Here is an 11,639-nt window from a genome sequence, read left to right on the forward strand (position 1 = left end):
GGCTCACCACCACCACGGCCGATTGATACGCGGTGGGTGCGCGATAGCGCGGCGATGGGCGGCACTTCTAACTTCCTTCTCGGACGTCGGCAAGAGGAGGCCAGAACCATGCGGTTCCACCTGCTGGGCTCACTGGAAGTCCTCGACGACGACATGCCCGTGCCTCTGGGTGGCATCAAGCAGCGCGCGGCTCTGGGATTCCTCCTGCTGCACGCCAACCGCGTGGTGGCGACCAGCAAACTGCTCCAGGCGCTCTGGCCGAGGGACGCCCCGCCCACCGCGCGCAAGATGCTCCAGAACGCGGTCTCCGGACTGCGTGGCGTGCTCACTCCCCGCGGCGACGGCGCTGAGGGGTCCGCGCTGCTGCTGACCCACGCTCCGGGTTACCTGCTGCGCGTGGACCAGAACTCCCTCGACCTGTCGCACTTCCAGCGCCTGGCCGAACAGGGACGAGGTGAACTGTCCGTCGGCGACTGGCCCGCTGCCGCGAAGGTGCTCCGCAAGGCGCTGAGCCTGTGGCACGGGCCGGTGCTCGCCGATCTCGCGGAGACCGGGATCAACTGGCCGGAGCTGACCGCCGTCAAGGACTGGCGGCTGGCGACTCAGGAGGACTGCTTCGAGGCGGAACTCGCCTGCGGCAGGCACTACGAGATCCTCGGCGAATTGGAGTCGTTGCTCGAGGTGGAGCCGTATCGCGAACGGCTCAACGGGCAGCTCATGCTCGCGCTCTACCGGTGTGGACGGCAGGTGGACGCGTTGAGCGTCTATCGCCGCACTCGGACAGCGCTGGTGGAGGAACTCGGTCTCGAGCCGGGCCGGGAGCTCCAGGAACTGGAGCGCGCGATCCTCGACCACGCGCCCGTGCTGGACCTTCCGCCGTCGGTGCAACGCAGGCACCTGCTCGCCGTCGGCCAGTCGGCTCCCGCTCCTGCCGTGTCTCCTGTTGTGGAGTCGGCGGCTCCCGTGGACGTGACGACTGTGGAGCGCAAACCCGTCAGCGTCGTGATGGTGTCCGCCCAACTCGGTCTCGCGGCCGGCGACGGCGACCCCGAGGACGTCGACGCGGTGCACCAGGAAGTGGCTGCTGTCATCGCTGCCGAGGTTTCACGGTTGGGCGGTGTCGTCGCTGGCAACGTCGGATCCGTGTTCCTCGCACTGTTCGGTGTGCCGAGGACTTCTGAGGACGACGCTGACCGCGCCGTGCGCGCATCGTTGGCCATCCGCGACCGTCTCGCTTCTGTGGCCGACGTGCAGATCGGCGTTGCGACCGGCGACTCTCTCGTGCGACTGCCTTCTTCTGGTGCGCCCACTGTCACTGGCGTGTTACTCGACCAGTGCCGTCAGCTGATGGCGTTGTCTCCGTTGGGTGCTGTGCGTGCGTGCAGTGCGACCCGTGAGGTCGCCGGTTCTGTGACTTGGTCCGTTGATCCTGCGGCGACCGGTGGCTGGCAGGCGGTCTCGTGCGTGTCTCCTCGTGGCGCCACGCGCCGTTCGCAGGCCGCGGTGCCGTTCGTCGAGCGCGAACGCGAGTTGTTCGTGTTGCAGGGCCTTCTCGATGAGGTTCGCACCCGTCGTCGGCCGCACTTCGTGACCGTGCTCGGTGAAACGGGCGTGGGCAAGACACGGCTCGTCAACGAGCTGACTGCGTCGTGTTCCACGGCTTTGTGCGGCACCGCCACCGCTTTCGGCGACGACGACGGCTACGGGCCGCTGTCGGACGTCGTCGGCGTGGGTGAGTTCGCGGGCAACCTGGCTGCGCGCCTGGCCGAGCTGGTGTCGCCTTCCGTACCGGCCGATTTCACCGCGTGGCGCCGGTTCCTCGAGGAGATCGCCGAGTCCGAGCCGCTGGTGGTCTTCCTGGAGGACCTGCACTGGGCGAACGACGTGGTGCTCGACTTCGTGGAGGAGCTCAGCGAACACGCGGGCTCCGTACCGTTGCTGGTGATCGCCACGGCTCGGCCGGAGCTGCTGCAGCGCCGTCCGTCGTGGTTCGGCGGCAAGCGCAATGCCACGACGATCAGCTTGGAACCGTTGTCCCACAACGGAACCCGCAGCCTGTTGAACTCGCTACTGGAGACACGCGAGCTGTCATCCGAACTGTGGCAGGCGCTCGTGTCGTGTGTCGGCGGCAACCCGTTGTTCGCCACTGAGTACGCACGGATGGTCGCGGACCCACGCATGCCGTGTCTGCAGAACGGTTCGTCGCTGCCGGTTCCGCCGTCTGTGCGTGGTGTGCTCACGGCACAGCTCGACTCGTTGCCGTTCGAGGTGAAGGCAGTGCTGCAGGACGCGGCCGTGGTGGGTGATCTGGTGTCTCCCGGGGCGGTGGCCGCCACTGGGGGCCGCGACCCTCTGGAGGTCGCCGAGGCGTTGGAGTTGTTGGAACAGCGCGACTTCCTGTGCCGGCAGGGACGCAACAGCGAGACGGGCGAGATCGAGTACGGCTTCCGACATCTGCTCGTGCGTGATGTTGCGGCGGAACAGCTTCCTCGTGCCGTGCGAGCTTTGAAGCAGGAGCGGGCGTTCGCGTGGTTCGAGCCCGCGCTGGATCTCACCGACCGCCGGGCGGGCTGATCCGCTCTCGCCGGCGAGATCGAACGTCCTGGTCGGCGTTCACCAGACCGAGGGCGTGCAGCTCATCGACGCCACGCACCCGATGAAGACCTTGCGGGGCAACGGTTACGGCTCGACGAGGGCGCAGCTGGTGGCGGCCTGCCGGAACCTCGTTCGCGCTCCGACAACCAGAAGAACGCCCTCTGCCGACGGGCAGAACGACAGAACGCCCGGCCGGGAATTCCCGGCCGGGCGTTTTCGGTGTCCTTGTCAGCCGCGGACGACCTGCACCAGGTGGTCGACGACCTCCGCGACCGGCACGTCGGCGCGCTCGCCGGACTTGCGGTCCTTGACCTCGACCACGCCGTCCTTCAGGCCGCGGCCGACGACCAGGATGGTCGGGATGCCGACCAGTTCGGCGTCCGCGAACTTCACGCCGGGGCTCGCCTTGCGGTCGTCCAGGATGACCTTGAGGCCCTTGTCGCTCAGCTGCTTCGCGAAGTCCTCGCCGGCCGTCATGAGCGCCTCGTCCTTGCCCGCGACGACGACGTGGACGTCGGCGGGAGCCACGTTGCGGGGCCAGATCAGGCCGCGGTCGTCGTGCGACTGCTCGGCGATGACCGCGACGAGCCGCGAGACGCCGACGCCGTACGAACCCATGGTGATGCGCACGGGCTTGGAGTCGGGGCCGAGGGCGTCGAGCGAGAACGCGTCCGCGTACTTGCGGCCGAGCTGGAAGATGTGGCCGATCTCGATGCCGCGCGCGGCGACCAGCACGCCCTTGCCGTCGGGCGACGGGTCGCCCTCGCGGACCTCGGCGACGTCGATGACGCCGTCGGGCGTGAAGTCGCGGCCCACCACCAGGTCGAGGACGTGGTGGTCGGCCTTGTCCGCGCCGGTGACCCACGCGGTGCCCTTGACGATGCGGGGGTCGGCGAGGAAGCGAACACCGTTCGCCTGGAGCGCACCCGGTCCGATGTAACCCTTGACCAGGAACGAGTTCTTGGCGAAGTCGGCCTCTTCGAGCATCGCGACCTCGGCGGGCTCGACGGCCGCTTCGAGGCGCTTGAAGTCGATCTCGCGGTCGCCGGGGACGGCCACGGCGAGCAGCTCCCAGTCCTTGCCGGGGTGCTTCACCTTGACCAGGACGTTCTTCAGCGTGTCCGCCGCGGTGAACTTGCGGTCGGTGTTCGCGTTGAGGAAGTCCACCAGGCTTTCGATGGTGGGCGTGTTCGGCGTGTGGTGCACCTGCGCGGCGGGCTTGTCGTCGATCGACTGCTCGGCGGGCGCGGGCGTCGCGACGGCCTCGACGTTCGCCGCGTAACCGGACTCGGTGCTGCGGACGAACGTGTCCTCACCCGTCTCGGCGACGGCGAGGAACTCCTCGGACGCCGAGCCGCCCATCGCGCCGGACGTGGCGGAGACGATCACGTACTCCAGGCCGAGCCGGTCGAAGATGCGGATGTAGGCGTCGCGGTGGTCCTGGTACGACTGGCTCAGGCCCTCGTCGGTCAGGTCGAACGAGTACGAGTCCTTCATCAGGAACTCGCGGCCGCGCAGGATGCCCGCGCGGGGACGCGCCTCGTCGCGGTACTTGGTCTGGATCTGGTACAGCGTGACGGGGTAGTCCTTGTACGAGCTGTACTCGCCCTTCACCGCGAGGGTGAACATCTCCTCGTGCGTGGGACCGAGGAGATAGTCGGCGCCCTTGCGGTCCTTCAGGCGGAACAGGTTGGGGCCGTACTCCTCCCACCGGTTCGTCGCCTCGTAGGGCTCCTTGGGCAGCAGCGCGGGGAACTGGATCTCCTGCGCGCCGAAGGCGTCCATCTCCTCGCGGACGACGGCCTCGATGTTGCGGAGCACCTTGAGCCCGAGCGGCAGCCAGGTGTACCCGCCCGGCGCGACGCGGCGGACGTAGCCGGCGCGCACCAGCAGCTTGTGGCTGGGCACTTCGGCGTCCGCCGGGTCCTCGCGAAGAGTGCGCAGGAACAGCGACGACATCCTGGTGATCACGGTGGGTACTCCTCGTTCACGGGCTGTTGGAGCAGCCTACTGGTTACGCCGCCCGCTCTTTCGCGGCGGCGGCTTTCACACCCTCTGACCTGCGTCGACCGAAATTGTCAGACCCCCTGGGTAGCGTCCCGGACATGTCCCTGACGATTGCCATGATCACCATCGACACCGGCGACGCGCGCAAGCTCGCGGAGTTCTGGTCGGCAGCTCTGAACACCACGATCCAGAACGACTGGGGCGAGTTCATCATCCTCACGCCGAACACCGAGAACGGTCCGACTTTAGGCTTCCAGCAGGTGCCGGACGCCACGCCGGGCAAGAACCGCATCCACTTCGACTCGCACGTGCCGGACCGCAAGGCGGAGGTCGCCCGCCTGGTCGAGCTCGGCGCCACCGAGGTCGCGGTGCACACCATCCCCGGCCTCGTCTGGTCGGTGCTGGCCGACCCGGACGGCAACCAGTTCTGCGTCGGCCAGGCAGACGAAGAGCTCTAGCCCTTCGCTCGGCCGCAGGTCAGCTGGGCAGGCGACGGCACTTGGGCTGTGACGCGAGACCCCGGCGAGGTGTCGCGTCACAGCACTCGCTCACGCTCGGCTCGACCGACGATCCGCAGCCGACGCAGCACCACGCCCGACGAGATCACCGCGCACTCCAGCCAGATCCCATCCGGCCAGTGCGGCCGACCGCACCCAGCTCCACATCGGGCGAGGCGAAAGCCCTACCCCTCGGCTTCGTCGAGCTCGACCGGCAGCCCGTAGTCGATCCAGGTCCGCGCCACCTCGAACCCGGCGCGCTCGTACACCCCGAGCGCACTGGTCGAGTTGGCCGTGTCCACGGACAGCCCGGCGCGGTGGTAACCCTGCGCCTTGCCCTGAGCCAACGTCCAGCTCAGCAAGGCCGCGGCGACACCACGCCCGCGGTGCTCCGCGAGGGTGCCGACGTCCCCGATCCACAGTTCGCGGACGCCGGTCATCTCCTCGACGACCGGGTAGTGCCGCGCCAGCACGAAACCGACGACGGCCCCGTCCGCGAGCGCCAGGAAGGAGGTCTGCGGGACGAACCGCTTGCTGTTGGTGAAGGACGCGGCCCACTCCTGCGGGCTGCGCTCGGTCGAACCCCAGTGCTCGGCAAATGTCGCGTTGCACACCAGGCGGACTTCTTCGGCGCGGGCCGCGGAGAACGGCACGATCTCGTAGCCGGCCGGGATCGGGACCTGGGCGAGTGACTCGCCCAGTGCCACCTCCATCTCGTGGAAGTAGCGGTCCGCGGTGAAGCCGAGTTCGGCGCACAACGCGGCGTGCCCGGCGGAACGGCTCTCGACCATGGTGCACGCGACCATCGGCATGTCCGGATGGCGTGCGGTGTGCAACGAGCGCGCCAGGGTGACGAGTCGCGGCAGCAGTTCGCGGCCGATGCCGTTGCGGCGGAACTCCGGGTGGACCATCCCGTCCAGGCGGACGCGGTTCACGCCCACGGGGTCGTCGCGCAACACGACCAAGCCGTAGGCCGCGAGGACGCCGTCCACGAGCACGGCGAGTGAGCCGCCGGGCAGGTCCGCCTCGGCGAACGACTCGGCGAAGTCCTCTTCGGACAACAGCTCGCCGGTGTCGTCGACCGCCGCGGCCGCGTTGTAAAGCGCGGCCACCACAGGGATGTCCGCTGTCGCGAGCGGGCGCCACACGAGTTCCACGACGACTGAAGCTACGGGGAGGTGATGGAGCCAACAACTGAATAACGCGTTGCCGTCCGTGCGCCACCAACGCCATCCTGCGTGCGATGACGACACCTGAGATCGCGCCGCTGCACGAGGACCTCACGTTCCACGGACCGCTGTCCCCGGAGCGAGCCGCTCGCCTGATCCAGTCCCTGCAACCGCTCGCCGGCGCGCACGTGCTCGACGTCGGCTGCGGCTGGGCGGAGTTCCTGCTGCGGGTGCTGGAGGCCGAGCCGACGGCGACCGGCACGGGCGTCGACCTGGACGCCACCGCCATCGCGCACGGCCAAGCCAACGCCGAGGCACGAGGCCTGACGCCGCGCGTCAGTCTCCAGGTGGCCGACGTGGCGCAGTGGCAACCGGACAGGCCCGCCGACGTGGTCGTCGTCAACGGCGCCACCCAGGTGTGGGGCGGAGACCCGTTGCACCACACCGCAAACGCGCTCACCGCGGTGAAAGGGCTGCTCCGCGCGGGCGGACGGCTGTTGCTGGGCGAAGGCTTCTGGGAACGCGAGCCGACCGACGAGCAGCTCGCCGCGATGCCGGTCCCGCGCAACCAGTACGGCTCGCTCGCCGACCTGGTGGACCTCGCCCACACGCACGGCTACCGCATGCTCGCCGTGGAACAGGCCGGCCTCGACGAGTGGGACGTGTTCGAGAACGGGCACGCCCTCGCCTGGGAACGCTGGCTGCGCGCCAACCCGGACTCCCCGCACGTCGAAGACGTCCGCGCCAAGGCCGACCGGGCACGCACCTACCGCTTGCGGGGGTGGCGCGCCACGATGGGCCTCGCCTACGTGACGCTGCAGGCGCCGTAGCGAACGCGACCAGGCCCGCACCAGGTCCAGCGGATTTCCGGCCTTGGCCTACCCTTCCCACCGTGCTGGTGCTGCTTCCCCCGTCGGAGACCAAGGCGATCGGCGGCGACGGTGCGCCGCTCGACCTCGACGCGCTGTCGTTCCCCGAGCTCAACCCGGTGCGCGACAAGCTCGTGTCCGCGCTGGCCGATCTCGCGGCGGACGTCCCCGCCAGTCTCAAGGCGCTCGACATCTCCGAACGCCAGGTCGACGAGGTGCACCGCAACGCGGCGCTGCGCACGTCGGAGACCACGCCCGCGCTCCTGCGCTACACCGGCGTGCTCTACGACAACCTGGACTTCCCGTCGCTGAAGAAGGCCGAGAAAGAACGCGCCTACGAGCGGCTGGCGGTCGCGTCGGCGCTGTTCGGGGTGATCCGCGGCGGTGACCCGGTGCCCGCGTACCGGTTGTCCGGCGGCAGCACGCTCCCGTCCCACGGCAGCCTGCGCACGCTGTGGAAGCCGGCGCTGGAGCCGGTGCTCAGGGACGCCGACGAGTTCGTCGTCGACCTGCGTTCCGGGGCGTACTCGAGCCTCGCGAAGATCCCGCACGCCGTCGTCGTCCGGGTGATCACGAGCGAGGGCAAGGTCGTCAGCCACTTCAACAAGGCCCACAAGGGTCTGCTCGCGCGGGCCATCGCGAGCAGCAAGTCGGACCCGAGCGACCTGAAAGGCCTGGTCAAGCTCGCGCAGAAGGCCGGGCTCAAGCTCGTGCCGACCGGTGTGAAAACCGCCGACCTGATCACCGATTAATTCGGTTGCGCGCCCGGAAGCCGACCGGGCAAGCTTCACCGCGAGCCGAAGTGCGGCGTGAGGAACGAGGAGGTGCGTGATGTCAGAGCCTGTCTTTGGACGTGGCACCGCATGCGCGACCCCGTCCTCCGCCCTTCGCGCCTGATCAGCATCGTTTGATCGCAGAGCGCCAGTGGGGCGGTCACCTTCATCTTTTGGGAGACCCCACCGTGCGCGAGCACGATCTTTACGAACGCTACGAGTCTGCTTTCGACGGCACCGACGAAACCATGCGGCGCAAGGGAAAGCGCACCAGCAAGAACGCCGACGACGCGGAACCCACGCGTCGCGGCCGCATGACGGAAGAAGAGAAGCTGCGGATCTCGCGCCTGCGCGAGGACCAGCTCAGCTCGGCGGACACCCCCGAGGACGGCGATCGCTGGTCCACCTGGGGCGACGCCGACCAGGGTCCCAAGCCGCACCCGGACTGGCTCGTCACCGAGCTGGCCGCGGTGGACCGCGAGCTGGGCATCGTGAAGACCGGCAAGGAGGCGGACGTCTTCCTGCTGGAACGCGCGATGGGCGAGAAGGCGTGCCTGCTCGCCGCCAAGCGCTACCGCAGCAACGACCACCGGATGTTCCACCGCGACGCGGGATATCTGGAGGGTCGCCGGATGAAGAAGTCCCGCGAGCTGCGGGCCGTCCAGAACCGCACCGCGTTCGGGCGCAACCTGATCGCGGAGCAGTGGGCGGTCGCGGAGTTCGGCGCGCTCGCCAGGCTGTGGCAGATCGGCGCACCCGTGCCGTATCCGGTGCAGCGCAGCGGCACCGAGCTGCTGCTGGAGTTCATCGGTGACGACGATGGCACCGCGGCACCCCGGCTCGCGCAGACCCGTCCGGACGAGGACGAGCTGCTCGACCTGTGGCGTCAGCTGGTCAGCACGTTGATGACGCTCGCGGAGGCGGGCCTCACCCACGGCGACCTGTCCGCGTACAACCTGATGGTCCACGAGGGCAGGCTGATCATGATCGACCTGCCGCAGGTGGTCGACCTCGTCGCGAACCCCCGCGGGCGGGAGTTCCTCGACCGCGACGTCCGCAACATCAGCGGCTGGTTCGCCTCGCGCGGCCTGCCGCCGGAGATCTCCGACCCGTCCGCGCTGGTGGCCACGCTGCTGGACGTGGCGGGTATGGGGTGAGTCACCTTGCGCGTCCGGCCGTGTCCAACGACACTGCCGGGCGCGCAGGCCATTACCAATGATCAGCTAGACTGTGCTGTACACCGATGAAGGCTTGACGGCCGTTGACCGGTGTTTCCACCCACTCATCAGCGGCGTGACCATCACGCCGGGCCCGTCCTTGTGATCGGCACCGCGGTAGCGCGCGGGGCAGCCTCGAGACGTGCCATGTCCCGGAGGTTTGTTTTGCCATCAATGTCCGAAGGTCGTTCCGAGCGCTCCAACAGCCGCAGGGCACCGCGGCGTCGCTCGGGTCGCCAGGGCAACTCCTCGCGTCCGCAGCAGCGGGTCGAGGAACCGACTGTCGCCGAGCACTTCGAGAGCACGTTGCCGGAAGGCCCGCTGCCCTCGTTCGCCGAACTCGGCCTTGCTGACGCGCTCATCAAGTCGCTCGTCGCCAACGAGATCACCGAGCCGTTCCCGATCCAGGCGGCCACCCTTCCCGACTCCATGTCCGGCCGCGACATCCTCGGCCGCGGCCAGACCGGTTCCGGCAAGACGCTGGCGTTCGGTCTCGCCATGCTGACCCGGCTCGCGAGCGGGCGTTCCGTGCCGCACAAGCCGCGCGGCCTGATCCTCGTCCCGACCCGCGAGCTCGCGATGCAGGTGGAGACGGCGCTCATGCCGCACGCCCGCGCGCTGGGCCTGTGGTGCCGCGTCGTCGTCGGCGGCACGTCGTTCCCGCGCCAGATCGATCACCTGCGCCGCGGCGTCGACCTGCTGATCGCCACGCCGGGCCGGCTGTCCGACCACGTCCGTCAGGGCACCTGCGACCTCGGCTCGGTCGAGATCACGGCGCTGGACGAGGCCGACCAGATGGCGGACATGGGCTTCATGCCCCAGGTCCGCGCGATCCTCGACCTGACCCCGCAGGACGGGCAGCGCCTGCTGTTCTCCGCGACGCTCGACGGCGACGTGGACAAGCTGGTCCGCCAGTACCTGCACAACCCGGTGACGCACTCGGTGGCCCCGCCGACCGCGAGCGTCACGACCATGGAGCACCACCTGCTGTTCGTGTCCGCTGAGGACAAGCAGAACGTGGTGAACGAGGTGGCCGCGCGCGAGGGCCGCACGATCATGTTCGTGCGCACCAAGCACCACGTGGACCGCCTGGCCAAGAAGCTGCGTTCGATGGGCGTCAACGCCGGCGCGCTGCACGGCGGCAAGGCGCAGAGCGCGCGCACTCGCGTGCTCGGCGAGTTCCGCGAGGGCACCATGCCGGTCCTGATCGCCACCGACGTGGCCGCCCGCGGCATCCACGTCGACGACGTCTCGCTGGTCGTCCACGTCGACCCGCCGGCCGACCCGAAGGACTACCTGCACCGCGCAGGCCGCACGGCCCGCGCCGGTCAGTCCGGCACGGTCGTCACGCTGGTCACGCACGACCAGCGCCGCGCGGTCCAGGGCATGGCCGCCCGCGCGGGCATCCGTCCGGAAAGCACGAAGGTGCGCCCCGGCGACGACGACCTGGTCCGCATCACCGGCGCCCGCACCCCGAGCGGCGAGCCGATCGTGGAACGCGAGAAGCCTGCCCGTCGCGGCGGCAGCGGTGGCCGCCGTTTCGGCGCCCCTGCTGCCGGTGGTGCCGCCCGCGGTGAGTACCGCGGCGGTTCCGGTCGCCGCACCGAGGGCGGCGAGTTCCGCGGTGGTCCCCGTCGCTCCGCCGAGGGTGGCGAGTTCCGGGGCGGCCCGCGCCGCTCGGAGCGCACCGAGGGCGGCCGTGGTTTCGGCCGGCCCGAGCGTGGTGCCGGCCGTCCGCGCCGGGCGCCGCAGCACTGATCTGATCGACGCCGAAGGCCGCTTCCCGCACTGGGAAGCGGCCTTTCGCTATCCCCAGAACGGACTGCGGGGATCGTCGATCACGTCCAGCAGCGGACCTGGTGACACGGCAGGGGCGCGAGCGTCCTCGAACAGGTGCCATCGGGTGTTGCGATCCGGCCAGTACAGCCACCAGGAGGTCCCGTCGAAGCGCAACTGGGCGATCGCCTGCCGGGTCCACTCCGGGCCGAACTCCTCGTTCCACGGCGCCCTGCGCTCCAGGATCGTCACGTTCGATCCGCGCACGGCATGCTCGACGCGAACCTGGTGACGAACGCGTTCCGGAACCTTGCCCTCACACCAGCGGACGATCTGGCGGAGATGCGTATCTGGGACAGGCATGTAGCGATCGTCCCAGATGGACATCTTCAGTCCTTGTACCCGAAGAACGAGGCGCGGGGGTCGGCGATCATGTCGAGCAGCGGGCCTGGCGAGGGCGCGGTGCCGCGCGGGTCGTAGTCCACCGCGACCCACCGGCCGTGGTGCTGGGAGAAGAGGCGGTGCGGCCAGTACAGCTGCCACAAGGACCCGTCGTACCGCAGTTGGGCCATCGGTGCGCGAAACCACTTCGTTTCCGGGGTCGCACCGATCGGCACGCTGCACTCGTGGAGCGTCACGTTCGATCCGCGCACCTTGAACTCGACCCGGAATCGGCTGCGGAGCTTTTCGGGATCTTCTGCTCACACCACCGGGCGATCTGACGCAGATGCGTTTC

The 11,639-nt window shown here is 69.3% G+C and carries 9 protein-coding genes and 1 pseudogene; 6 read left to right on the top strand and 4 right to left on the bottom strand.

All coding sequences use genetic code 11. The features are described 5' to 3' along the window. Window positions 1-108 precede the first annotated feature (108 nt). Window positions 109-2,574 (top strand): BTAD domain-containing putative transcriptional regulator, encoded by a 2,466-nt coding sequence (locus G7043_RS01340; protein ID WP_166043010.1) that lies wholly within the window; start codon window positions 109-111, stop codon window positions 2,572-2,574. Between the two features lie 249 nt (window positions 2,575-2,823). Here G7043_RS01340 and G7043_RS01345 read toward each other — a convergent pair whose 3' ends face one another. Further along, window positions 2,824-4,566 (bottom strand): proline--tRNA ligase, encoded by a 1,743-nt coding sequence (locus G7043_RS01345; protein ID WP_166043012.1) that lies wholly within the window; start codon window positions 4,564-4,566, stop codon window positions 2,824-2,826. 134 nt (window positions 4,567-4,700) lie between these two features. Between G7043_RS01345 and G7043_RS01350 the strand changes: the two genes are divergently transcribed. Beyond that, window positions 4,701-5,060 (top strand): VOC family protein, encoded by a 360-nt coding sequence (locus tag G7043_RS01350; protein WP_166043014.1) that lies wholly within the window; start codon window positions 4,701-4,703, stop codon window positions 5,058-5,060. Between the two features lie 224 nt (window positions 5,061-5,284). On the opposite strand, the gene G7043_RS01355 is transcribed toward G7043_RS01350, so the two are convergent. Beyond that, the gene (locus G7043_RS01355; protein WP_166043016.1) at window positions 5,285-6,256 is read right to left on the bottom strand and encodes a GNAT family N-acetyltransferase; all 972 of its coding nucleotides are present in this window, start codon (window positions 6,254-6,256) and stop codon (window positions 5,285-5,287) included. Window positions 6,257-6,342: 86 nt separating this feature from the next. On the opposite strand from G7043_RS01355, the gene G7043_RS01360 reads away from it, so the two are divergent. The 4 genes from G7043_RS01360 (at window position 6,343) to G7043_RS01375 (ending at window position 10,885) form a co-directional block, all read left to right on the top strand. After that, window positions 6,343-7,098 carry an SAM-dependent methyltransferase gene (locus G7043_RS01360; protein WP_166043018.1) on the top strand — a complete coding sequence of 252 codons (756 nt, stop codon included), beginning with the start codon at window positions 6,343-6,345 and terminating at the stop codon, window positions 7,096-7,098. Between the two features lie 62 nt (window positions 7,099-7,160). Continuing rightward, the gene (gene yaaA, locus G7043_RS01365) at window positions 7,161-7,889 is read left to right on the top strand and encodes a peroxide stress protein YaaA (RefSeq protein WP_166043020.1); all 729 of its coding nucleotides are present in this window, start codon (window positions 7,161-7,163) and stop codon (window positions 7,887-7,889) included. 209 nt (window positions 7,890-8,098) lie between these two features. After that, window positions 8,099-9,067, top strand: coding sequence for a serine protein kinase RIO (locus tag G7043_RS01370; RefSeq protein ID WP_390826909.1), 969 nt, complete (start codon window positions 8,099-8,101; stop codon window positions 9,065-9,067). 234 nt (window positions 9,068-9,301) lie between these two features. Next, a complete protein-coding gene (locus tag G7043_RS01375; RefSeq protein ID WP_166043022.1) occupies window positions 9,302-10,885 on the top strand; it encodes a DEAD/DEAH box helicase in 1,584 nt (527 codons plus the stop codon). A gap of 48 nt (window positions 10,886-10,933) precedes the next feature. Here the strand turns inward: G7043_RS01375 and G7043_RS01380 are convergent, their stop codons facing one another. Beyond that, window positions 10,934-11,266, bottom strand: coding sequence for a DUF3024 domain-containing protein (locus tag G7043_RS01380; RefSeq protein WP_166043024.1), 333 nt, complete (start codon window positions 11,264-11,266; stop codon window positions 10,934-10,936). Window positions 11,267-11,292: 26 nt separating this feature from the next. After that, window positions 11,293-11,583, bottom strand: a pseudogene (locus G7043_RS01385) (DUF3024 domain-containing protein); the annotation flags it as partial. Window positions 11,584-11,639 lie beyond the last annotated feature (56 nt).

Origin of the sequence: Lentzea alba, assembly GCF_011067745.1 — a bacterium.
GTDB lineage: Bacteria > Actinomycetota > Actinomycetes > Mycobacteriales > Pseudonocardiaceae > Lentzea > Lentzea alba.